The sequence below is a fragment of the Pseudomonas sp. So3.2b genome, from assembly GCF_019464415.1.
GTDB lineage: Bacteria > Pseudomonadota > Gammaproteobacteria > Pseudomonadales > Pseudomonadaceae > Aquipseudomonas > Aquipseudomonas shahriarae.
The window spans coordinates 3,690,896-3,713,844 of record NZ_CP080494.1 but is presented as its reverse complement, the minus strand read 5'-3'; the positions used below and the strand labels follow the sequence as shown (position 1 = coordinate 3,713,844).

The window sequence follows — 22,949 nt, the reverse complement described above, 5'->3', positions numbered from 1 at the left end:
TCCTTGGTGATTGGCCAATTACGCGTTCGCCGGGTGCATGCCGGTAGTGGGCAGCACGGCTTCGCTTTCGTCGTCTTCGTGTTCCAGTTCTACCAAGTGCGCCGGCACGCCGGTGGCCGCACCCCAGTAGTAGATGCCCATGGCGCAGGCGGCGACGACCAGGGTGTCGAAGGGATGACTGAGCACGCCCAGGCCGCCGAAACTACCGAGTTTCGACAGCACCATGGTCACGGCGTAGAAGCCGATCAGCCACGCGCTGGAGCGCACTTGCTGGGCGATGCTCAGGTGCTGGGTCGGCACCAGGCGGCGGCACAGCAGGTACACCACAAACATCACGATTTGCAGGCCCAGCAGCCAGGACACGGTGTTCCAGCCCGACCAGTAGACGATCAGCGCGGCGATGATGAACGACAGCGGGCCCAGCACACTCATCCACTTGACCCGGAACGGGCGCGGCATGTCCGGTGCATTGCGTCGCAACGCAGCCACGCACACCGGGGCCACGGCGTAGCTCAACACCAGGGCGGCGGACACCACATTGATCAGCGCTTCCCAGGACGGGAACGGCAGGGTCCAGAACACCGACAAGCCAAAGGTCAGCCACAACGCCGGGCGCGGGATGCCGGATTTCTCATCAATACGCGTGAAAATCTTGAAGAAGGTGCCGGTCTGCGCCCAGCCATAGATCACCCGTGGCGTGGCGTTCATATAGATATTGCCGCAGCCGCTGGGGGAGATCACCGCGTCGGCCACCACCAGGTAGGCCAGCCAGCCCACGCCCAGGGCCAGGGCGATATCGCGATAGGGCAGGGCCAGTTCCTTGCTGATGCCGGCCCAGCCATTGGCGAGCATTTCGGTGGGCACGCCGCCGAGGAAGGCCACTTGCAGCAGCACATAAATTGCCGTGGACAGCAGCACCGAAAGGATCAGGGCAATGGGAATGGTGCGTTGTGGGTTTTTCACTTCGCTGGCCACCGAGATGATCGGCGTCAGCCCCAGATAGGCAAAAATCACCCCGCCGGCGGACACCGCCATTTCAATCCCCGACAGGCCGAACGGCGCGAACCCCTGGGAGTGGAAGTTGGCCGGTTTGAAGAAGGTGAACAGCACGCCAATCACCAGCAGCGGCACGATGAACTTGAAAATGCTGACCAGGTTATTGGCGATGGCGAAGGTCTTGACGCTGCGGTAATTGAGCACGAAAAACAGGCAGAGCAGGCCGAACTGCACCAGCCAGCCGAGGGGGGTGGGGTCGCTGGAGCCAGCCTTGGTCAACTCGGGAAACCAGGCGGCGGCATATTGCCTTGCGGCAACCACTTCAATCGCCACCAGGCTGGAAAACGCGATCAGCGTGATAAAGCCCATCAGGTAGCCCAGCAGCGGGCCGTGGGAATACACCGGGTAGCGCACCACGCCCCCGGCACGGGGCAGGGCGGCGCCCAATTCGCAATACACAATGCCCAGCAACAGCACGGCAAAACCGCCGAGCAACCAGGAAAAAATCCCCGCGGGGCCGGCAATGGACGACACGTGACTGGCGGCAAACAACCAACCGGAACCGAAGATGGCTCCCAGGCCGATAAAGGTGAGGTCGATCAGAGACAGCTGTTTCTTGAACTTGCCTTGGGCTGACATAGCGGCGCCTTCTTGTGGGTTATTGGATAGGCATGCAGTGGCGCTACAGTGAACCCATCGGCGCGCTGGCGATTGATGTTTTGCGCGGCTATCAATGACGAATTCAGCACAATTGCCAGGTGGGCAACGGCACTCGACAGGGCCCCGGCCATCGGGCAATCTGCTGGCCCGGCGAGGCGATAAACGAGGCGGTGAGCGGCATGATGCACAACGCGTTTGCAGCCCTGTGCCAGGGCGATGAGCAGCGCCCCCACAGCCTCGAACAGCTGCTGGCGGGCGTGGCCATGCTGTTACCGATGCTCGACGTGATCCCCAATGCGACGATGTTTATAAAGGATGTGCAGGCGCGCTATGTCATGGCCAACCACACCCTGGTGCAGCGCTGTGGCTTGAAAGACCGGCGCCCGTTACTGGGCAAGACCAGCGCCGAAGTGTTCCCCGCGCAGTTGGGGCCGGGCTATACCGAACAGGATCGGCGCGTACTGGAACAGGGCCTGGTACTGGAGGACCAACTGGAGTTGCACCTGTACGGCAGCCGTGAACCCGGTTGGTGCCTGACCCACAAATGGCCGTTGTATAACCGCGAGGGGGCGATCATCGGCTTGGCTGGGATTTCGGTCGACCTGCAATCCGCCAGCGAGACCCACCCGGCCTATCAGCGCCTGGCGGCGGTGGACGAACACATCCGCGCCCATTTCAACCAGCGCGTGACCCTCGGCGAACTGACACGCATCGCCGGCATCTCGGTGGCGCAACTGGAGCGTTACTGCAAGCGCGTATTCCATCTGACACCCCGGCAGATGATCCAGAAAGTGCGCCTGGAACATGCCCATCGCCTGTTGCACACCGAGTTGCCGATCACCGAAGTGGCCCTGCAATGCGGCTACACCGACCACAGTGCATTCACCCGCCAGTTCAAGGCATTGACTGGCTTTACGCCGCGTCAGTATCGGCAGGCCACCAGCTAAGGAGTGGGCGCAAGTCCCTGTGACAGATGGCTTGCCAGCGATAGCGGTGGGTCAGCCAGCATCAATCCCAGCAATGCCGCCGCCATCGCAGCCTCGCTGGGGCTCGACAGCTCCCACCTCGATCTTCAGGGGGTGGAGGATTGCATTTCAGCTGTCACCGCAGGATGCATACGATGCTCAATGTGCTGAAGATCCAATGTGGGAGATTCTATGGTTTTGGGGAAGCCCCCAAAACCGCTTTTGACTGGTATTCGCTCAGGTTTTTCATGAGCGAAAAGGCGATGCGCGCCAGCTTGCGGCCAATGATGACCAGGGCTTGAGTCGTTTTCAGGCCCCTGGCCAGATAACCCTCGTATAAAGGTTTCCAGGCTTCTGACCTGATACCTGCTGACGCCGCGTTATGCAGCAATCTGCGTATCTCTGAATCTCCCTTCTTGCTCAATGAGCGGCGTCCGCTCATTTGCCCGGAATCGGATACTCTCAAGTCCATTCCCAAGAACGCGATGTAAGCGTCAGCACTTTCAAATTCTCCTCGCTGAAACGCCATTACCAGGGCAACCGCTGTCAGAAAACCAATGCCCTCGACGGCTTGGCAGCGCTTGACCTGATGCAAAAGCCCCGCCTCAGTAACAGCATCTAATATCCTTTTCTCAATGAGCCCCTCATGCCTATCAAGACACGCTGAAATGCTCTTGGACGAGGCCTTGAGTGATGGCTCGCCCGCCCAGCTCTGATTCAGTGCAACACGCATTTTCACCAGCGCTGCGCGTCGACGCAGCAAGCTTTGAAGCTTGGTATAAATCTTCGGCGGCGGATTCCAGGCGCGTAAATCAGCCTGTTCATTCTTCAAGTAGCGAGCCAGCAACTGCGCATCACTGAAGTCTGTTTTAGCGCGACCACCTGTGCCTTTGCGGTAATGGCTAAGGCGATATCCATCAATCACGTAAACGATATGGCCCATCGAATGAGCCAAATTGACGGTATCCACGTGATAGATATTGGTGGCTTCAATTGCGATGGCGCTGCCCGCAGGCAAAGACTTCAGCCATGCCTTCAGCTCGCTTTTCTTGTTCGATACGATCTTTGTTTCAGCAGTTTCACTTTGATAAACAACTACTTCGGCTTTAGCGACATCCACTCCAATGATTGATTGCGAGACAGTCATTGCCATGAGAAAAGCTCCGGGTTAGGGTTTACGGGCTTGTCGGGGCTTCACCGTTGCGCTGGCTTGCTTCTATCGTCGGTCATGGCCGATGCATTCCTTATCGGCGCTTTGGTGAAGGGGTGGGACGAAGTCTCCCACGGTCTGTACTGGCTAGAGTCAGATGCTGGCTTTTAGTCCCACCACCCCTACAAGTCTAACCATACAAGCTGGCTTGCCTGCGATAGCGGTAGCTCAGCCAACATCAACCCCAGCAATACCGCCGCCATCGCCGCCTCGCCGGGGCTCGACAGCTCCCACCTCGATCTTCAGGGTTTGGAAGATTGCATTTCAGCTGCCACCGCAGGATGCATACGGTACTCAATGTACTGAAGATCCAAGGTGGGAGCTGGCTTGCCTGCGATAGCGGCGGGTCAGCCAACATCAATCCCAGCAATGCCGCCGGCATCGCCGCCTCGCTGGGGCTCGACAGCTCCCACCTCGATCTTCAGGGTTTGGAGGATTGCGTTTCAGCTGCCATTGCAGGATGCATCCGGTACTCAATGTACTGAGGATCCAAGGTGGGAGCTGGCTTGCCTGCGATAGCGGTAGTTCAGCCAACATCAACCCCAGCAATGCCGCCGGCATCGCAGCCTCGCCGGGGCTCGACAGCTCCCACCTCGATCTTCAGGGTTTGGAGGATTGCGTTTCAGCTGCCATTGCAGGATGCATCCGGTACTCAATGTACTGAGGATCCAAGGTGGGAGCTGGCTTGCCTGCGATAGCGGCGGGTCAGCCAACATCAATCCCAGCAATGCCGCCGGCATCGCAGCCTCGCCGGGGCTCGACAGCTCCCACCTCGATCTTCAGGGTCTGGAGGATTGCGTTTCAGCTGCCATTGCAGGATGCATCCGGTACTCAATGTACTGAGGATCCAAGGTGGGAGCTGGCTTGCCTGCGATAGCGGTAGTTCAGCCAACATCAACCCCCGCAATGCTGCCGCCATCGCAGCCTCGCCGGGGCTCGACAGCTCCCACCTCGATCTTCAGCGGGTGGAGGGTTGCATTTCAGCTGCCACCTTGGATCTTCATTGCTGCAACTGAAGGGCCTCACGCTTGAAAAAGCGCTTCTGCTCAAATGGAATCTCTTCGCGGTCGGCGTAGGGTGCGCTGTACCAGTTGCCGTAGGTGGGATTCGGCAGCAGGAACCAGCGCTGGCCGAACCAGCCTGTATAGGGCTCGACCGCCCGGTGTTGGGCGGCCAGGGTGTTGTGTTCGGCCTGGACGAAATCCCCCAGGGAATCCCCGACCATCAACAGCACCCGCGCCTGGCTGGCGACCCACTGGCGGCGGCAGTTTTTGCCGTAGCCGGCCTGTTCGCAATGGCCGGTCGGGGTGGCGGCCGCCAGTATTTGTTGGTTGCTGTCCACCGGGAAACCACGCAGGCGCAGGTTAGCGACCGTGGCCTGGACCTGGCTGTGTTCGCGGTTGGTCAGGTAATACACTTTGATCCCGCGTTGCTGCGCCGCCTGCACAAACGCCATGGCGCCGGGCAGGGCCTTGGCCTTGGCCTGGTCGACCCAGGTGTTCCAGCGATCATAGGAGTAGACCTGGTTGTTGATGATGTCCCGCGCGTTGAGTGGCACGTTGTCCAGCAGGGTTTCGTCGATATCGACGATCACCGCCGGCGGCAGGCCGCTGAGGTTGCGTGGGGCAAAGGGCAGGGCGTCCCAGTCCTTGCTGGCCAGGGCCACGTCGAGCTGGCGGGTGGCGTTGGCAAACACCTGGCGATAGATCAACTCATGCTCGATGGAGGTTTGGGTCCAGAGCACCGCATCCAGTTGGTCGTTGGCCGGTGGATGCTGTTGGCAACCGACCAATAGTGAAGAGAACAGGCAGATGCTGGCGAAGGTGAGATTGCGCATGAAAGGCTCGGCCTCAAGAGTGAAGGGGCGCTCAGGGCCAGCACATTAGCCTAATCGACGAGGTTTGTGCGTGACCTGCGTATGATCCGCGGCTTCCAACCGCAGACCTCTTCAAGGATACGGCCCATGCGCCTGCGACAACCTCTGCTTGTTCTTTCCCCGCGCTGGCTTGGCTTGGGGGCTGCCCTGACGTTCAGTCACCTGGCCCAGGCCGAGGAGGCGCTGCAGTTGGCGCCGCTGCAAGTCACCAGCACCGAACTGAGCGAAGGCGAAGCGGCCCAGGCGCAACTCAAGCAGGTACCCGGTGGGACCAACTACGTTGACATGGCCAGCGTCGAGCAGGGGCGGGTCAGCAGCAATGAAGACGTGCTCAAGTACCAGGCCGGCATCTATGCCAAGGCGGCGAATAACGAAGGGGTGAAAATCTCCATTCGCGGCTCGGGCATCAACCGTGGCCCCGGCAGCCATGCGTCCGGCCTGTATGAAACCATCGACGGCCTGCCACTCACCGGCCCCGGCGGCACGCCTTATGAACTCAAGGACCCGCTATGGCTCAGCCGCGTCGAAGTGCTGCGCGGTGCCAACGGTTTCGACCGGGGCGCACTGGCCCTGGGCGGGGCGGTCAACTATGTCACCCGCACCGGCTACGATGCGCCCAAGTTGCGCGTGCGCTACGAGGCCGGCAGCCACGGGTATGCCCAGCGGGAAATCAGCTCCGGGCAAGTGCTGGGCGATGCCGACTATTACATCAGCCTGACCGACACTGACTACGATGGCTTCCAGCAACAAAGCGCCGGCAGTGGCAAGGGCGTGGCGGCCAACTTCGGCTACCGGTTCAACCCGGACCTGGAAACCCGCTTCTATTTGCGTTACCGCGAAACCGCCAACGACAGCCCCGGCAAACTCACGCGCCAGCAGATCGAGCACAGCCCGCGTGCGGCCAATGCGCTCAATTTGACGCGCGACTCCAAGCGCTTGCAGCCGGGTTCTACCTGGATCGCCAACAAGACCACGCTGCAGTTGGACGATAACTCCCGCATCGAAGCGGGGCTGGTGTACCACGACTACCCCATGGACCTGCGCGAAGGCACCAACCGGCTCAAGGTGGCGTATACCGATATCAGCGGCACCTTGAACTACATCCGCCAGGACACCCTGCTGGGACGCGACAGCAAGACCACGGTCGGCCTGCGCACCACCCAGGGCCTGCCCAATAACGGTGTGTCGGAGTACGTGCGGGTGCCTGCAGGTGCCACCGCCGGTTTTGCGCCGGGCACCAAGACCCGTGACTACAGCTACCTGGGGTCGGATACGGTGCTGCACGTGAGCAACGACCTGGAGCTGCTGCCCGATCTGTGGCTGACCACCGGGCTGGCGGCGATCTATACCCGTCGCGAAACCGAAGTCACCTATCCCGAGACCCATGCCCCCTTGAGCACTCATGCCTGGGACTATGCCCCGCGCGTGGGCCTGCGCTATGACTTCAACCCGCAATTGCAGGTGTATGGCAACCTGAGCCGCTCGGTGGAGCCGCCGCATGCCTGGTCGATGATCTGGGGTTCCAACAAGTTCTTTGCCGAAGATGTTAATAATCCGGCTTCAGGCTTGGCCCGCGAAGGCGTTAAGCTGCAAAACCAGACCGCCACCACCCTGGAAGTGGGCGGACGCGGCGAAGCCTGGTTCGGCCAATGGGATCTGGCGCTGTATCACTCGCTGGTGCGCCATGAGTTGCTCAGCGTCGAGACCCAGGCGGCTACGCCCAACCTGTCGCAGGTGGTCGCCGAATCCAACGCCAGCCCGACCATTCACCAAGGCCTGGAACTGAGCCTCACCAGCCCGTTGTGGGAGGGCGGCAACACTGGCCGCCTGGCCCTGCGCCAGGCCTACACCTACAGCAGCTTCCACTACCGCGACGACCCGCGCTTTGGCGACAACACATTGCCCGGTATCCCCAAGCACTATTACCAGGCGCAGGTGCGCTACAGCCATCCCAGTGGCTTTTTCAGCAGCCTCAATGGCGAGTACTCCTCGCGGGTGGCGGTGGACTACGCCAACTCCTACTACGCGCGAGCCTATGGCTTATTGGGCGCCACCGTTGGCTATGACGCGCCGAAGCAGGACTGGCAAGCCTGGGTCGACCTGCGCAACCTGACCAACCAGCGCTATGCCAATACCGTGACCCCGGGCTATGACGACCATGGCAAGGATATGGCGCGCTCGACGCCGGGCGATGGCATGGGCGTGTATGCCGGGGTGTCCTGGAGCTTGCGCTAAGCAGGCCATTGCCGGCGAACCCCTCGCCATAAGTCGGGCCTCCTGCACCCGTGGGGGACAGCTGGTCTGGATGTGCCTGGGGTTCGTTGCCGAGCCCTTGCCCTGCCATCGTTTTACTGTCATCGTTTGCGCGATTGGTAATCTTTCTTGTTTGAGAAACTTTTGCGCATGCATGACTTTCCTGTGGCCGATTGTGATATAGCCCGCCGCCAGCAGACACTCACCGCGCTCTACAGCGACCACCATTCCTGGTTGCAGGGTTGGTTGCGCAAGAAACTCGGCTGTTCGCAGCATGCGGCGGACCTGGCCCAGGATGCATTCGTGCGGGTGTTGCTGCTGGCCGAGCCCCACAATATTCAGGAGCCTCGGGCATTTCTCGCGACCACTGCCGGGCGCTTGCTGATTGACGGTGCGCGGCGACGCAAGATCGAGAAAGCCTATATGCAAGCCCTGGCGATCCAGTACGAAGACGCTGGCATGCCCGATCCGGCGACCATTCATGTCGCGCTGCAGGCCCTGGAACGCATTGCGCTGATGCTCGCCGGCCTGCCGGACAAGGCCCGCGAAGCGTTTCTGCTCAGTCGCCTGGACGGCCTGACCTACAGTGAAATCGCGGCCCAGCTCCAGGTCTCCTCCAGCACAGTAAAAAACTACATCTCCAGCGCGCTGGTGCATTGCTACCAGACGCTGCATGGCGCGGATCCGCTTTGATGTCCGCCGAACAGATTGTCAGCGAGGCAGCGCAATGGTTGGCGCTGCTCAATGATGAGAAAGTCAGCGCCGCTGACCGCCAGGCATTTGAAGAGTGGTGTGAGGCTGACCCACGCCATCGGGTGGCTTTCGAGCGCATGGGGGCATTGTGGGGCAGCCTCGATGAACTGCCTGCCGAACCGGCACGGCTGGCATTGAATCAAGCCTTCATCCCACGCAAGCCCGGTTACGCCGTGCGCGGCGGGCAGGTCCTGGGGCTGTTGGGTGTGTTGGTGCTCGGCTGGGCGAGCGTCGAGCAACTGCCACTGTGGATGGCCGACCAACGTACCGGCGTCGGCGAACGGAGCCAGGTGGTCCTGGCCGATGGCAGCCAGGTGCAGCTCAACAGCAACTCGGCACTGGACGTGAAATTCGACGGCCAGCAGCGTGTAATCGAGTTGCTCAAGGGCGAGATGTGGGTCGAGGTGGCCAAGGATGCGCAGCGGCCATTTGTGGTGCGCACCGACCAGGGCACGGCGACCGCGTTGGGCACGCGTTTCCTGGTCCAGCGCGCGGTGGATGGCTCGACCGTGGTCACGGTGATCGAATCAACGGTGGCCGCCAAAGGCAATCACAGCGAGGCGGTGAAGGTCACGGCAGGCCAGCGCGCGATCCTCAAGCAGGGCCACGCCCAGCCGGCGCAAGCGGTAGGCAGCGGCGACCCGGCGGCCTGGACCCGGGGCTTGCTCACGGTGGATGACCGGCCGTTGAGCGAGGTCCTGCAAACCCTGGCCAGCTATCGCCATGGCGTGGTGCGTTTTGATCCTCAGGCGTTGCAAAGCATGCGCGTGTCAGGGGTGTTCAAGCTCGATGACAGCGATGCAGCGCTGGCGACCCTGGCGGATAACCTGCCGATCAAAGTGGAGCATTTCACCGACCTGCTGGTGGTGATCAAACCCCTCTGATCTGCCTGAAGACACCCGTTCAAATAAAAACCGGTCTCATTCATACCCGATTTCCCGACATGGCCGTCATGGAATATAGAACCCTCTTTTCCAGGACCTCTCATGTCACGCTTTGCTCGTCCGTTGCACCCGCTGGCGCTGTCAGTGGCGATGGCTTTTGCCGCTGTGCCCCTGACCATTCACACCGCATGGGCTGATGAAAGCAGCCATTTCTCGATCCCTGCCGGTGACCTGAGCCAGGCCCTCAACCGCTTTGCCGAACAGGCCGGGCTGGTCCTGGCCTTTGATCCGGCCTTGACCCGCGGCAAGCGCAGCAGCGGTTTGAACGGGCAGTTGAGCAGCGACGCGGCACTCGCCCAGTTGCTGGCGGGCAGCGGTTTGCGGGCCCAGGCGCTGTCTGCCCAGCGCTATCGCATCGAGCCGATCCCCCAGGCGGATGGCTCGGTGGAGTTGCAAGCCACCACCATCAGCGGCGCCGAGCAAAGTGAAAGCCCCATCGGCCCGGTGTCCGGCTATGTGGCCACGCGCAGCCTGTCCGGTACCAAGACCGACACCGCGCTGATCGAGACCCCGCAGTCGATCTCGGTGGTCACCAAAGACCAGATGCGCGCGCAGAATGCCGAGAGCCTCAACCAGATCCTGCGCTATAGCGCCGCGGTCGTCCCGGAAACCCGTGGCGCCACCGCCTCGCGCCTGGACCAGTTGACCATTCGCGGCTTCTTGCCAGTGACTTACCTCGACGGCCTGCGCGTGGCGTCGAGCCGCGATGCCTCGCCGCAAAAGGATGCCTTCGACCTGGAGCGCGTGGAGGTCCTGCGCGGCCCGGCCTCGGTGTTGTATGGCCAGGGCAGCCCCAGCGGCGTGATCAATATGGTCACCAAGCGCCCGCTGGATACGCCTTTTCACGAAGTGGGCGTGGAGTACGGCACCTTCAACAAAAAGCGCACCACCTTCGATCTCAGCGGCCCGCTGGATGAGCAAGGGGTGTACTCCTACCGCGTCGCCGGCTTGTTCGATGATGCCGACGGCCAGGTCGAGCACACCGAGACCCGCCGCCAATCCCTGTCTTCGGCCTTCACCTGGCGCCCGAACGAGGACACCTCGCTGACCCTGCTCGGGCATTTCCAGAAGGATCCCAAGGGCGCTTCCTACGGTTCGATGCCGGCCTGGGGTTCGGTGTTGCATAGCCCGCTGGGGCGCAAGATTGATGTCGATTTCTACGACGGCGAGAAAAACTTCGAGAAGAGTGACCGCGCGCATTACTCCATCGGTTATGCCTTCGAGCATCACCTCGACGACGTCTGGACCGTGCGCCAGAACGCCCGCTATATGCGCAGCGAAGGGATCTACCGCAGTATCTACAGCAGCAACCTGCAGGCCGATTACCGCACCTTGAACCGCTCGACCATCGCCACCGATGTCGACATGGATGCCTACAACCTGGATAACCAGTTGCAGGGCAAGTTCGACACCGGCCCGGTGCAGCACACGCTGTTGATGGGGCTTGATTACCAGAACACCAGCGTCGATACCAAGGCCGGTTACGGCAAGGGACCGGACCTGGATATTTTCGATCCGGTATATGGCGCGCCAGTCACCACCCCGGCATTTTCCAGCGACGCCACCCAGCGCAGCGAGCAGACTGGCGTGTACCTGCAGGAGCAGGCGAAGTGGGATAAGTGGGTGCTGTTGATGGGCGGTCGTTATGACTGGGCCAGCACGGATAACAGCTCATTGAGTTTGACCGACGGCAAGAAAGCCAAATCCTCCCTGGACAGCAAAGCCTTCACCGGCCGCCTGGGGGTGGTCTACCTCTTCGATAACGGCCTGGCGCCATACGCCAGCTATTCCGAATCCTTCTCCCCGCAATCGGGCACCGGCTACGGTGGTTCGGTGTTCAAGCCCACCGAAGGCAAACAGTACGAAATCGGCATCAAGTACCAGCCGCCAGGCAGCAACAGCTTTATCACCGCCGCCATCTTCGACCTGCGCCAGAACAACGTGCCGACCATGGACCCGGACCCAACTCACTTGTGCGGCAATGGTCGCTGCCAGGTCCAGGACGGTGAAGTGCGCTCCCGTGGCTTTGAACTCGAAGGCAAGGCCAGCCTCAACGACAATCTGGATATCACGGCGGCCTATGCCTACCTCGATAACCGCATCAGCAAATCCAACAGCACCGTGCGCTATGCGCCGATCACCGACATTGGCGTCGGCCCCGCCGTGCCGACCCAGGGCACCACGACCTATGCTGTGCCGCGCCACACCGCCTCGGTGTGGGCCGACTACACCTTGCATGACGGCAACCTCAAGGGCTTCGGCGTGGGCGCAGGCGCGCGGTATGTCGGCTCGTCCTGGGGCGATACCGCCAACACCCTGAAGGTTCCGGGCTACACCTTGTTCGATGCGTCGGTGCACTACGACATCCCGCACATCAATACCCAGGGCGACAACCTGCGCCTGGCGCTGAACGCCACCAACCTGGCGGATAAAGAGTACGTGGCGTCCTGCTATTCGTACTCGTGGTGCTGGTACGGCTCGCAACGGACGGTGCAGGCCAGTGCGACGTATCAGTGGTAAGTTGAAAAACCGTTCTGCATAGCAGTATCGGAACAGGTCAGTTCGTTTCGAGCTGACCTTTTTATTTCGCTCAGATGCATCGAGAAGGCATTTTAATGGCCCCCAACTGGCCGATGTTTCGCCAAAATCACTTTTATTTTCAGGTGGTTAGGTGGGATGCCAATGCGTAACGTAAAAATCACGCTGATTGCCTTGGCCCTGGCGAGCGGGGCGGCGGCGGCCCAGGGCAAGACGCTGCGCGAAGGGGATCGGTACATGTGCAGTTGGGGCGCGGGCACGGCGGCCAGGGCCCAGGAGCTGAAGTTGGCCGGTGTTTCGCTGTATGCCGCGCGGCAGAAAATCCAGCGGTACAAGTTCGACAAGTCCTGGATGCGCATGATGGCCATGGGGATCACCGAGCAGACCTATGACAGCCCCTCGCGGCTCAAACCGACGGCTGTTCGTTCGAGCTTTTATGAAGAGTGCGTGCGCTACAAACGGGCGCGTAAATAGACACGCTACATACTCGGTTATTAACCTGATAGTTATTAGGGTTTTAACCCGGTAAGTTTGGAAGTTGCACCAAAAAGTGGCACGAAAGATATCGCGAACCCTGAAAAATGTGTGGTTATTGAATGACTTAGCGCTGTTTCAATCCGACGAAAGGCTAATAATCAACTTGTTACAGGTTGTCTCGGTGGTTATTATGGCCGGGCGTTCACCTCCCACGGTTTATGCATTTTTAAATCCCAAGTTTCCATCAGCTACTTGGGATTTTTTTTGTCCGCGATTTGACCTTCATACCTGCCTGGCAGATAAACGTCCGTGGTTTTTCTGGCGCCAGTGCACCAACGCTTTCGCAGAAAAGTGTGGGGTAGCTAACACTTTCGTAGGATTGCCTACACGCGTTGCACAACCTGATCTACCCTGCATGGATCACGTCCATCGCGTCATGTGTGAGCAAGGGTGCCCAGGATGATTCCGATCGCTGAGTTGAGCCGCATCATGGCGTCCGGTTTCGTCCCGCTGTCGTGCGATTGTAGTGTCAACCCCCAGGGTTTCTTGACCATCCGAGTCTTCGAACCGGAGTCCGGTCGCGTCGAGCTGCTGTTGACCGGCGTGTCGCCCCAGGGTCTGGACAGCATCCGTGCCATCTCCAACCTGATTGGCGAACTGCGCACCGAACTCAAGGCCGGGCGCCGTGGGTTTGCGGCATTCGGCTAGGCGTCAGAGCCGGCGCAGAAACGAGCGGACAATGCGCTTGGTGGCGTCGGTGGTGTCCAGTTGCTCCAGGGCACTATAGGCATGCCACTGGCAGTCGGTGATTTCATTGCAGGGCCGGGCCTGGTCGATGTTCACCACTGAGGCTTCAAACACGTGATGCAGCGTGTCACTGGCCTTCAACTCCTGCAGATACAGCAAACCATCCACGTTCAGCCCGGTTTCCTCCTGTAACTCCCGCTCGGCCGCGCCGACTGGGCGCTCATCGCGCTCGACCTTGCCACCGGGCAATGCCCATTTCGACCTGGCCTTGCGCACGAACAGAATGTGCCCCTCACTTTCGCAAATCACCGTTGCGCGTATTTTCATCGTCTGTGCCCCCGCAAGATGATCGTCATAAAAGTGTAATGCAATTGTCATGCTGGGTCTTTATGGGCGGAGGCTGGAGACCGCGCAGGAAAACGCTGATACTGCCCGACTGAAAAAGTACCGATGAAGGAAAGTCATATGAGCACCATCCGCTGGGGCATGATCGGTTGTGGCAGTGTTACTGAAATCAAGAGTGGACCCGCTTTCTACAAAGCGCCAGGCTCGGCCCTGGTGGCCGTGATGGGGCGCCGTGAGGAAGCCGTGCGCGATTATGCGGCACGCCATGGGATTACCCGGTTTTACACAGATGCCCAGGCCCTGATTGATGACCCCGAAGTGGATGCGGTGTACATCGCTACGCCCCCCGACAGCCACCTGGAATACAGCCTGCTGGTGGCGGCGGCGGGCAAGCATTGTTGTGTCGAAAAGCCGATGGCGCTGAATGCCGAGCAGAGCGCCTTGATGCAGCGCACCTTCGAGCGGGCCGGGCTGCATCTGTTTGTTTCCTATTACCGCCGCTCCCTGCCGCGCTTCCAGCAGGTGCGTGCCTGGCTGCAAGAGGGGCGCATCGGCGAGTTGCGGCAGCTGAACTGGACGTTGTGCAAGCCGCCATCGCCCACGGACACCAACGCGAGCAACTGGCGTACCGATCCGGCGATTGCCGGCGGTGGTTATTTTGCCGACCTCGCCAGCCATGGCTTCGACCTGTTCCAGTACCTGGCAGGGGATATTGTCGAGGTCACGGGTTATACCGCGCGCCAGGCCGGGCGCTATGCGGCGGAAGATGCGGTCACCGCCTGCTGGAGCTTCAGCTCGGGCGCGCTGGGGATGGGCTGCTGGAACTTTGTGGCTGACCGACGCGAGGATCGGGTCGAGTTGATCGGCAGCACAGGGCGCATCAGTTTTTCCGTGTTCGACGAGCAGCCGTTGCAACTTGCAGCCGAGGTCAGCGAAACCCTGCATATTGCCCATCACCCCCATATCCAGTGGCACCACGTGCTGGGCATGAACGCGCATATTCGCGGCGAGAGTGTGCACCCGGCACTGGCGATCGAGGCCCTGAAGACCGACCGCATCATGGATCGGGTGTTGCAGCGCAAGCCCTGACGCCGCCCACCCTTGTCGGAGCCGGCAAGGTGTTGGTCTGACTGGCGGCTATTGTCAGGAATTTCCCACAGGAGTACAAATGTACTCCATGACGACTCTCACTCCCCGCCGTTCCGCCATCCTGAACTTCATCCGCGAGCGTATCGCGCAGCAAGGTCAGCCCCCCAGCCTCGCCGAGATCGCCGAGGCATTTGGTTTTGCTTCGCGCAGTGTGGCGCGCAAACACGTGCTGGCGCTGACCGAAGCCGGGTTTATCGAGGTCAACCCGAACCAGGCCCGGGGGATTCGCCTGCTCAATCAACCGGCGCGGCCTGAGTGGCTGGAGGTCCCGGTGCTGGGCCGCGTGGCCGCTGGCCTGCCCATCGGCGCCGACGCCGAAGTGCACACGCGGCTGATGCTCGACCCGGCGACCTTCGCCCGGGTCCCGGATTACCTGCTGCGGGTCCAGGGGGACTCGATGATCGAGGACGGCATTCTCGATGGCGACCTGGTGGGCGTGCGGCGCAGTGCCGAGGCGCTGAACGGGCAGATCGTGGTCGCGCGCCTGGACGGCGAAGTCACCATCAAGCGTTTCGAGCGAGTGGGCCACAGTGTGCGCCTGTTGCCGCGCAACCCTGCCTATCAACCTATTGTGGTTCGTGCCGACCAGGACTTGGCCATCGAAGGCGTGTTCTGTGGCCTGGTGAGGCAAGGTTGATGGGCGCCGTGGTTGCGCTGGACTCGCTGTTCAATGGCGGGCGGGTGTGGAAGGGGCGGCCGGCTGCGCCGCCGGCCAGTGTGCACCCCACCGGGCTGGCGGCCCTGGATGCGGTGTTGCCCAGCGGTGGCTGGCCGGAGGCGGCCTTGAGTGAAATCCTTGTGGCCCAGCAGGGGTGGGCGAGCTGCGACTGGTCTGGCCAACCCTGGCGCGGCTGTCGGCGGCCGGCGAGCGGATTGTGCTGGTGGCGCCGCCGTATACCCCATACCCCCACGCCTGGCAGAACGCCGGGGTGGACCTGCGCCAGCTCTCGGTGATCCAGGCCGATGAACGCGATGCCTTGTGGGCGGCCGAGCAATGCCTGCGCTCCGGCAGTTGCGGCGCGGTGCTGTGCTGGCCGCACAAGGCCGATGACCGGGCCTTGCGCCGTTTGCAGGTGGCCGCCGAAACCGGCCAGACCCTGGCGTTTGCCTGGCGGGCCCTGAGCGAGGCGATCAACCCGTCACCGGCCGCCCTGCGCCTGGCCGTCGAACCGAGCCAGGTGCGGGTGCTCAAGTGTCGGGGCGGCCTCGCCCATCCCGCGCCGATTGCCCTGGCCAGCGGGCACTGAGGTTGGTATGCGCTGGGTGTGCATTGTCTTCCCGCAATTGGCGTTGGACGGGGTCTTGCGTCAGTGTCCCGAACCCGACCAACCCTTGGCGTTGTTGGCCGGCCCGCCGCAACGCCGGGTGCTGCAAACCGTCAATGCCGCCGCACGTGCCCTGGGCTTACGCCCCGGTCAATCCCTGACGGCGGCCCATGCCCTGACCAAGGCTTTTACCTGCGTCGAATACGACCCGGTGGATATCGAGCGCTGCCAGCAATTGCTCGCGGCCTGGGCCTACCGTTTCAGTTCCCAGGTCAGCGTGTTCTATCCGCGGGCCTTGCTGTTTGAAATCGAATCGAGCCTGGGCCTGTTCGGGCCGTGGCCGCTGCTGGAAGCACGCTTGCGCAAGGAACTGACCGCCCTGGGCTTTCGCCACCGTATCGTCGCCGCCCCCAACCCGGCCGCTGCGCGGGTGTTGGCCAATGCCTACGATGGCCTGGCGGTGGCCGATGTCGAGGGTTTACAGCACGCCCTTGGGTCGATGCCGATTGATCGCGTCGGCCTCGACCCGCAAGCCGCCACGGCCTTGTCGCGCATGGGCCTGCGGACCCTGGCCCAGCTGCAGGCGTTGCCCCGGCATACCCTGGCCAGACGCTTCGACGCGGGCGTGCTCAAGCACCTGGATGCCTTGACCGGGCAACGACCACTGGCCCTGGATTTTTATCAGCCGCCGGATCGTTTTGATCTGCGCATCGAGTTGAATTTCGATGTGCAGTCCCACCAGGCGCTGCTGTTTCCCTTGCGGCGCCTGACCGGCGACCTTGCGGCGTTCCTTTGTGGCCGTGACAGTGGCGTGCAGCGTTTTGCCCTGCACCTGGAGCATGCCGAGGCGCCCGACAGCGTGATCCAGGTTGGCCTGCTCAGTGCCGAGCGCGAACCCTCGATGCTGTTTGAACTGGCCCGTGGCCGCCTGGAGCAGGTGCAAGTGGCGGCGCCGGTGCGTGGCCTGCGCCTGCTGGCCGAAGACTTGCCGGTGTTTGTACCGCAGCGCCAGGACCTGTTCGACGAGCGCCCGCAGCAAACCCTGCCCTGGGTGCAATTGCGCGAGCGTCTGCGCGCGCGCCTGGGGGATGAGGCGGTGCAGGGCTTGCGCTTCCATGCCGACCATCGTCCCGAGTGCGCCTGGCTGCCGGGCGCCGACAGCCGTGCCTGCCCGGCCTTGAGCCCGGTGCAACGCCCTGGCTGGCTGCTCCATGAACCGACTCTGCTCGCCGAGCAGGGCCTGCAGATCCTGCTGGGCCCGGAGCGCATCGAGTCCGGTTGGTGGGATGGCGTGGATATCCGCCGCGATTACTACCTGGTGCGCACTCGCAGCGGGCAGCAAGGCTGGGCCTATCGCACCGTGGGTGACAGCGCCGGGCTGTGGCTGCAAGGCTGGTTTGCATGATGGAGGGCTACGCCGAACTGCATTGCCTGTCGAACTTCAGCTTCCAGCGCGGCGCGTCCAGTGCCCGCGAGTTGTTCGAGCGCGCCAAACAGCAGGGGTATCAGGCCCTGGCAATCACCGACGAATGCACCCTGGCCGGCATCGTGCGCGCCTGGCAGGCGGCCAAGGAGGTTGGGCTGGGGTTGATCGTCGGCAGTGAGGTGCGCCTGGAAAACGGCCCGAAACTGGTGCTGCTGGTGGAGGACCTGCAGGGCTACCAACACCTGTGCCGACTGATCACCCTGGCCCGGCGCCGTGCCGCAAAAGGCCAGTACCGCCTGTTACGCGAAGACTTTGCCGAGCCGGTGCCGGGGCTGCTGGTGCTGTGGCTGGCCGACGAGGGCGACACACCTGCCGACGGCCAATGGTTGTGCGAAACCTTCAGCGGGCGGCTATGGCTGGCGGTAGAGCTGCATTGCGCCCAGGACGATGCCCACCGCCTGGCGCAACGCCTGCAACTGGCCGCCAGCCTGCACCTGCCGGCCGTGGCCTGTGGCGATGTGCATATGCATGTGCGCAGCCGGCGCGCCTTGCAGGACACCATGACCGCGATCCGCCATCACCTGCCGGTGGCGCAAGCCGGCCAGCGCCTGCACCCCAATGGCGAGCGGCACCTGCGCAGCCTGGAGGCCCTGGGTGCGCTGTATCCGGCGCACTTGCTCGAAGAATCGCTGCACATCGCCCGCCGTTGCAGCTTCGACCTGAGCCAGTTGCGCTATCAATACCCCAGGGAGCTGGTGCCAGAAGGGCAGAGCCCAAAATCCTGGCTGCGTGCCTTGACCGAAGAAGGCATTGCCCGGCGCTGGCCCGAGGGGGTAGCAGCCAAGACTCTGGAGCAGATCAATAATGAGCTGGAGTTGATCAGCGAGCTGGGCTACGAAAGCTACTTTTTGACGGTGCACGACATCGTGCGCTTCGCCCGCAGCCGTTCGATCCTCTGCCAGGGCCGTGGCTCGGCGGCCAACTCGGCAGTGTGCTTTGCCCTGGGTATCACCGAAATCGACCCCAGCCGCATGAACATGCTGTTCGAGCGCTTCCTGTCCCGGGAACGCAACGAGCCACCGGACATCGACGTGGATTTCGAACACGAGCGTCGTGAAGAGGTGCTGCAATACGTGTTCCAGCGCTATGGCCGGCGCCGCGCGGCCTTGACCGCAGTGGTCAGCAGCTACCACGGTGCCGGCGCGGTGCGTGATGTGGCCAAGGCCCTGGGCCTGCCACCGGATCAGGTCAACGCGCTGGCCGATTGCTGCGGGCGCTGGAGCGATGAAGCGCCGCCGTTGGAGCGCCTGCGCGAAGGCGGTTTCGACCCGGACAGCCCAGTGTTGCGACGGGTGCTGGGGCTGACCCAACAACTGATCGGCTTTCCGCGCCATCTGTCCCAGCACCCCGGCGGCTTCGTGATTTCCGAGCAGCCGCTGGACACCCTGGTGCCGGTGGAAAACGCCGCCATGGCCGAGCGCACCATCATCCAGTGGGACAAGGACGACCTGGACGCGGTGGGCCTGCTCAAGGTGGATATCCTCGCCCTCGGTATGCTCAGCGCGATCCGCCGCTGCTTCGACCTGCTGCGCCGCCATCGCCATCGCGACCTGACGCTGGCGACAGTGCCCCCGGACGATGCGGCAACCTACGCAATGATCAGCCGCGCCGACACGATAGGCGTGTTCCAGATCGAATCGCGGGCGCAGATGTCCATGCTGCCCCGGCTCAGGCCCAAGACGTTCTATGACCTGGTGATCGAGGTGGCCATCGTGCGCCCCGGGCCGATCCAGGGCGGCATGGTGCATCCGTATCTGCGCCGGCGGAACAAGGAAGAGCCCACGACCTATCCGTCGCCCGAGCTGGAGGCTGTACTCAAGCGCACCCTGGGTATCCCGCTGTTCCAGGAGCAAGTGATGCAGATCGCCATTGTCGCGGCGCACTACACACCCGGCGAAGCGGACCAGTTGCGCCGCTCGATGGCCGCCTGGAAGCGCCATGGCGGCCTGGAGCCCCATCGCCAGCGGCTGCGCGACGGCATGCTCAAGAACGGTTACAGCGAAACCTTCGCCGCTCAGGTGTTCGAGCAGATCAAGGGCTTTGGCAGCTATGGTTTTCCTGAGTCCCATGCGGCCAGTTTCGCCTTGCTGACCTATGCCAGTTGCTGGCTCAAATGCCATGAACCGGCGGCGTTCGCCTGTGCCCTGATCAACAGCTGGCCCATGGGCTTCTACAGCCCGGATCAGATCCTGCAGGATGCGCGTCGCCATCATTTGCAGATTCGCCCGGTGGACGTGACCGCCAGTGACTGGGATTGCAGCCTGGAACCCATTGACGGCCAGCAGCCGGCGATTCGCATGGGCTTGCGTATGATCAGCGGCTTTCGCGAAGAGGATGGCCGGCGTATCGAAACCGCCCGCCAGGCCGCTGGGTTTTGCGGGATCGCCGACCTGGGCGAGCGCGCCCAGTTGGACAGCCGTGCCCAGGAACTGCTGGCCGATGCCGGGGCCTTGCGCCAGTTGGCCGGGCACCGGCACCGGGCACGCTGGGACGTGGCCGGGGTGGAGCAACAGTTGGGGTTGTTTGCCGGGGTGTCGAGCCCGCGGGAGGAGGCGGTGCAACTACCGGCTCCCAGTGTCGGTGAGGACCTGTATGCCGACTATGCCAGTGTGGGCACCACCCTGGGGCCCCATCCCCTGGCGCTGTTGCGTGATCAACTGCGTGCGCGGCGCTGCCGCAGTTCACAGGAATTGCAGGCGGTGGAGCACGGACGCAATGTCAGCGTTGCCGGCCTGGTCACAGGGCGCCAGCGCCCGGGCACGGCCAGTGGCGTGACCTTCGTGACCCTGGAAGATGAGTTTGGCAACCTCAACGTGGTGGTCTGGCGTGAGCTGGCCGAGCGTCAGCGCCAGGTGCTGGTGGGCTCACGGCTGCTCAAGGTGGATGGGCGCTGGGAGGCGGTGGGCGAAGTCCGCCATTTGATCGCCGGCCGCCTGAGCGACCTGACGCCGCTGTTGGCGGGGATCAGCGTGCGTAGCCGGGATTTCCACTGACGGGTAGGGCGCACCGACCTAATCGTCCCTCCTGTGGGGGCCGGCTCCTGCAATGGTTCTTCTACACAGTGAAACCATCGCGCCCGGCTATGCTCCAACATTGGCGACTGTCCTCTCTCTGCACTGAGCTGATCCATGCAATTTCTATCCAATACCTACGGCTGTGACGGTTGGGGCGGTGAAATGGCCCAAAGGATTCGTGCCTTTGACTGGTCCACCACTGACCTGGGCCCCATTGATACCTGGTCCACCAGCCTGACCTGCGCGGTGCAGATGCTCCTCGCTTCGCCAGTGCCGATGGTGATGCTCTGGGGCCGCGCCGGGTACATGATCTACAACGACAGCTATTCGGTGTTTGCCGGCGGGCGCCACCCGTTTCTGCTGGGGGTGCCGGTCGAGCAGGGCTGGCCGGAAGTGGCCGAGTTCAACCGGCATGTCATGGACACCTGCCTGGCCGGTGGCACCTTGTCCTATCGCAACAAGGCCTTGATGCTGCTGCGCAATGGCCGCCCCGAGGATTTGTGGCTGGACCTCTATTACAGCCCGGTGGCCGGCGGCGACCAGCATCCGGCCGGCGTGTTGGCGATCGTTGTGGAAACCACCGAGCATGTGCTGTCCGAGCGTTTGCGCCAGGAAGCCGAGGGGGCTTACCGGGTGGCGGACGAACGCTTGCAACTGGCCCTCAATGCCGGGGCGTTGCTGGGGTCGTTTGTCTGGGATGTGCTGCCGGATCGCCTCTCGGGCGACGAGCGCTTCGCCCGTACCCTGGGCCTGTCCATGGACGACGTGGAGCGGGGTGTTTCCATTGCAGTCGCCACCCAGGCCATCCACCCCGACGACCTGGCGCGGGTCAACCGCCTGATTGCCCAGACCCTGGCGACGGGTGGGCCATATAACGTCGAGTTTCGCGTGCGACGCCCGGACGCCAGCTATCTGTGGGTACTGGCCAGCGGGCGCTGCGAGCTGGACGCGGGCGGCCAGCCATTGCGCTTTCCCGGGGTGATCATTGATATCCATGTGCGTAAGATCGCTGAAGAGTCCCTGCTCAAGCTCACCCATAATCTGGAGCAGCGCGTCGCCGCCGAAGTCCAGGCGCGCTCGGCTGCCGAGGAGCAGTTACGCCAGTCGCAAAAGCTCGAGGCCATTGGCGGGCTGACGGGAGGCGTGGCCCATGACTTCAATAATCTGCTGCAGGTGATTGCCGGCAACCTGCACCTGCTGGCCCGCCATGAGCGCGATAACGCCCAGGTCCAACGGCGCGTCGGTGCTGCCCTGGCGGCCGTCGAGCGCGGTGCCAAGCTGTCCTCGCAACTGCTGGCCTTTGCCCGGCGCCAGCCACTGTCACCGGCGGTGTTCAACCCGCGGCGCATTTATGAAGGCCTGGGTGAGTTGCTGCAGCGGGCCCTGGGGGAAACCATCCAGATTGATGTGCAGTTGCCGCAAGACCCGTGGTGCATTCATGTCGATCGCAATCAACTGGAAAACGCCGTGCTCAACCTGGCGATCAACGCCCGGGATGCGATGAAGGGCGAGGGGGTGATCCGCATCACCGGTGAAAACATCACTTTGTCGCCCGAAGATGGCAGCCGCAACGGGATTGCCCCCGGCGAATATGTGCGCCTGTCGGTCAGCGACACGGGGGCCGGCATGTCGCCGGCGGTGCTGCAGCGGGTCTTCGAGCCGTTCTTTACCACCAAGCCTGACGGTCACGGCACCGGCCTGGGCTTGAGCATGGTGTTTGGCTTCGTCAAGCAAAGTGGCGGGCATGTGCAGATCAGCAGCGAGCCAGGCCAGGGCACCCTGGTGCAGATGTACTTCCCCCACAGCCTTGAGCCGGAAAGCCAGGAAGCGCCCGACCAGGTGGAGCAGCAGGAAGGCGGCCGGGAAACCATCCTGGTGGTGGAGGACAACGAAGGCGTCCGCGGCGCCGCGGTGGAACTGCTGCAACAGGCCGGCTACACGGTACTCACTGCCACCGATGGCGATGACGCCATGCTGATGCTGCGCACCGGCTTGCGGCCGGACCTGATCTTCACCGATGTGGTCATGCCGGGGCGGATCAAAAGTACCGACCTGGCCACCTGGGCCAAGGCGCAACAGCCGCCCATTGCAGTACTGTTCACCTCCGGGCATACCCGTGACATTCTTTCCAGCGACCACCTGCTGGGCAACGACATTCATCTGCTGGGCAAGCCCTACAGCCCCGAGGAACTGGCGCGACAGGTACGCTCGGTATTGACCACGCAGGTGAGCTACTGCGATTGAACGTTTACCCCTGTTGCCGGATCCACC

16 protein-coding genes and 1 pseudogene are annotated in these 22,949 nt (G+C 62.6%); 13 read left to right on the top strand and 4 right to left on the bottom strand.

Going from position 1 to position 22,949, the window contains the following annotated elements:
* Window positions 1–18: 18 nt before the first annotated feature.
* Window positions 19–1,635: an APC family permease gene (locus K1X80_RS16435; protein ID WP_120733440.1), complete on the bottom strand. Its 1,617-nt coding sequence runs from the start codon at window positions 1,633–1,635 to the stop codon at window positions 19–21.
* 200 nt (window positions 1,636–1,835) lie between these two features.
* On the opposite strand from K1X80_RS16435, the gene K1X80_RS16430 reads away from it, so the two are divergent.
* Window positions 1,836–2,603, top strand: a complete 768-nt coding sequence (locus tag K1X80_RS16430; RefSeq protein WP_169960901.1) for an AraC family transcriptional regulator — start codon at window positions 1,836–1,838, stop codon at window positions 2,601–2,603.
* Between the two features lie 208 nt (window positions 2,604–2,811).
* Here the strand turns inward: K1X80_RS16430 and K1X80_RS16425 are convergent, their stop codons facing one another.
* Together K1X80_RS16425 and K1X80_RS16420 are read right to left on the bottom strand one after the other, a co-directional pair.
* Window positions 2,812–3,774: an IS110 family transposase gene (locus K1X80_RS16425; RefSeq protein WP_076965387.1), complete on the bottom strand. Its 963-nt coding sequence runs from the start codon at window positions 3,772–3,774 to the stop codon at window positions 2,812–2,814.
* Between the two features lie 1,057 nt (window positions 3,775–4,831).
* Window positions 4,832–5,668, bottom strand: coding sequence for a 5'-nucleotidase, lipoprotein e(P4) family (locus K1X80_RS16420; RefSeq protein WP_169989991.1), 837 nt, complete (start codon window positions 5,666–5,668; stop codon window positions 4,832–4,834).
* 126 nt (window positions 5,669–5,794) lie between these two features.
* Between K1X80_RS16420 and K1X80_RS16415 the strand changes: the two genes are divergently transcribed.
* The 6 genes from K1X80_RS16415 (at window position 5,795) to K1X80_RS16390 (ending at window position 13,380) form a co-directional block, all read left to right on the top strand.
* Window positions 5,795–7,942 carry a TonB-dependent receptor domain-containing protein gene (locus K1X80_RS16415; RefSeq protein WP_220172295.1) on the top strand — a complete coding sequence of 716 codons (2,148 nt, stop codon included), beginning with the start codon at window positions 5,795–5,797 and terminating at the stop codon, window positions 7,940–7,942.
* Between the two features lie 168 nt (window positions 7,943–8,110).
* Window positions 8,111–8,653, top strand: a complete 543-nt coding sequence (locus K1X80_RS16410) for a sigma-70 family RNA polymerase sigma factor (RefSeq protein ID WP_057959224.1) — start codon at window positions 8,111–8,113, stop codon at window positions 8,651–8,653.
* Window positions 8,653–9,597 (top strand): FecR family protein, encoded by a 945-nt coding sequence (locus K1X80_RS16405; protein ID WP_220172294.1) that lies wholly within the window; start codon window positions 8,653–8,655, stop codon window positions 9,595–9,597. Before K1X80_RS16410 ends, K1X80_RS16405 begins: the two co-directional genes overlap by 1 nt.
* A 102-nt stretch (window positions 9,598–9,699) precedes the next feature.
* Complete coding sequence (locus tag K1X80_RS16400) at window positions 9,700–12,177, top strand: TonB-dependent siderophore receptor (protein WP_198792209.1); 2,478 nt, start codon at window positions 9,700–9,702, stop codon at window positions 12,175–12,177.
* Window positions 12,178–12,339: 162 nt separating this feature from the next.
* Entirely contained in the window at window positions 12,340–12,669 is a 330-nt protein-coding gene (locus K1X80_RS16395) for a hypothetical protein (RefSeq protein WP_057959227.1), read from the top strand.
* A 462-nt stretch (window positions 12,670–13,131) separates the two neighbouring features.
* Entirely contained in the window at window positions 13,132–13,380 is a 249-nt protein-coding gene (locus K1X80_RS16390; RefSeq protein WP_057440802.1) for a DUF1652 domain-containing protein, read from the top strand.
* A 3-nt stretch (window positions 13,381–13,383) separates the two neighbouring features.
* Here K1X80_RS16390 and K1X80_RS16385 read toward each other — a convergent pair whose 3' ends face one another.
* Window positions 13,384–13,746, bottom strand: a complete 363-nt coding sequence (locus K1X80_RS16385; RefSeq protein WP_057959228.1) for an NUDIX hydrolase — start codon at window positions 13,744–13,746, stop codon at window positions 13,384–13,386.
* A gap of 138 nt (window positions 13,747–13,884) precedes the next feature.
* Between K1X80_RS16385 and K1X80_RS16380 the strand changes: the two genes are divergently transcribed.
* The 6 genes and pseudogenes from K1X80_RS16380 (at window position 13,885) to K1X80_RS16355 (ending at window position 22,922) form a co-directional block, all read left to right on the top strand.
* Window positions 13,885–14,853, top strand: a complete 969-nt coding sequence (locus K1X80_RS16380; protein WP_198792210.1) for a Gfo/Idh/MocA family protein — start codon at window positions 13,885–13,887, stop codon at window positions 14,851–14,853.
* Between the two features lie 79 nt (window positions 14,854–14,932).
* The gene (gene lexA / locus K1X80_RS16375) at window positions 14,933–15,550 is read left to right on the top strand and encodes a transcriptional repressor LexA (protein WP_057440807.1); all 618 of its coding nucleotides are present in this window, start codon (window positions 14,933–14,935) and stop codon (window positions 15,548–15,550) included.
* Window positions 15,550–16,160, top strand: a pseudogene (gene imuA / locus K1X80_RS16370) (translesion DNA synthesis-associated protein ImuA). The gene lexA and the pseudogene imuA overlap by 1 nt, the downstream one beginning before the upstream one ends.
* A 7-nt stretch (window positions 16,161–16,167) precedes the next feature.
* Window positions 16,168–17,583, top strand: a complete 1,416-nt coding sequence (locus K1X80_RS16365; RefSeq protein WP_220172293.1) for a DNA polymerase Y family protein — start codon at window positions 16,168–16,170, stop codon at window positions 17,581–17,583.
* Window positions 17,559–20,657 (top strand): error-prone DNA polymerase, encoded by a 3,099-nt coding sequence (locus K1X80_RS16360; protein ID WP_220172292.1) that lies wholly within the window; start codon window positions 17,559–17,561, stop codon window positions 20,655–20,657. The genes K1X80_RS16365 and K1X80_RS16360 overlap by 25 nt, the downstream gene beginning before the upstream one ends.
* Before the next feature lie 135 nt (window positions 20,658–20,792).
* Window positions 20,793–22,922, top strand: a complete 2,130-nt coding sequence (locus K1X80_RS16355) for a PAS domain-containing hybrid sensor histidine kinase/response regulator (protein ID WP_220172291.1) — start codon at window positions 20,793–20,795, stop codon at window positions 22,920–22,922.
* The last annotated feature ends 27 nt before the right edge of the window (window positions 22,923–22,949 follow it).

What these genes read in the sequence shown, in the direction of transcription:
- K1X80_RS16435 (WP_120733440.1), bottom strand. Translation starts at nt 1,635, where the DNA reads ATGTCAGCCCAAGGCAAGTTCAAGAAACAGCTGTCTCTGATCGACCTC.
- K1X80_RS16430 (WP_169960901.1), top strand. Translation starts at nt 1,836, where the DNA reads ATGATGCACAACGCGTTTGCAGCCCTGTGCCAGGGCGATGAGCAGCGC.
- K1X80_RS16425 (WP_076965387.1), bottom strand. Translation starts at nt 3,774, where the DNA reads ATGGCAATGACTGTCTCGCAATCAATCATTGGAGTGGATGTCGCTAAA.
- K1X80_RS16420 (WP_169989991.1), bottom strand. Translation starts at nt 5,668, where the DNA reads ATGCGCAATCTCACCTTCGCCAGCATCTGCCTGTTCTCTTCACTATTG.
- K1X80_RS16415 (WP_220172295.1), top strand. Translation starts at nt 5,795, where the DNA reads ATGCGCCTGCGACAACCTCTGCTTGTTCTTTCCCCGCGCTGGCTTGGC.
- K1X80_RS16410 (WP_057959224.1), top strand. Translation starts at nt 8,111, where the DNA reads ATGCATGACTTTCCTGTGGCCGATTGTGATATAGCCCGCCGCCAGCAG.
- K1X80_RS16405 (WP_220172294.1), top strand. Translation starts at nt 8,653, where the DNA reads ATGTCCGCCGAACAGATTGTCAGCGAGGCAGCGCAATGGTTGGCGCTG.
- K1X80_RS16400 (WP_198792209.1), top strand. Translation starts at nt 9,700, where the DNA reads ATGTCACGCTTTGCTCGTCCGTTGCACCCGCTGGCGCTGTCAGTGGCG.
- K1X80_RS16395 (WP_057959227.1), top strand. Translation starts at nt 12,340, where the DNA reads ATGCGTAACGTAAAAATCACGCTGATTGCCTTGGCCCTGGCGAGCGGG.
- K1X80_RS16390 (WP_057440802.1), top strand. Translation starts at nt 13,132, where the DNA reads ATGATTCCGATCGCTGAGTTGAGCCGCATCATGGCGTCCGGTTTCGTC.
- K1X80_RS16385 (WP_057959228.1), bottom strand. Translation starts at nt 13,746, where the DNA reads ATGAAAATACGCGCAACGGTGATTTGCGAAAGTGAGGGGCACATTCTG.
- K1X80_RS16380 (WP_198792210.1), top strand. Translation starts at nt 13,885, where the DNA reads ATGAGCACCATCCGCTGGGGCATGATCGGTTGTGGCAGTGTTACTGAA.
- lexA (WP_057440807.1), top strand. Translation starts at nt 14,933, where the DNA reads ATGTACTCCATGACGACTCTCACTCCCCGCCGTTCCGCCATCCTGAAC.
- K1X80_RS16365 (WP_220172293.1), top strand. Translation starts at nt 16,168, where the DNA reads ATGCGCTGGGTGTGCATTGTCTTCCCGCAATTGGCGTTGGACGGGGTC.
- K1X80_RS16355 (WP_220172291.1), top strand. Translation starts at nt 20,793, where the DNA reads ATGCAATTTCTATCCAATACCTACGGCTGTGACGGTTGGGGCGGTGAA.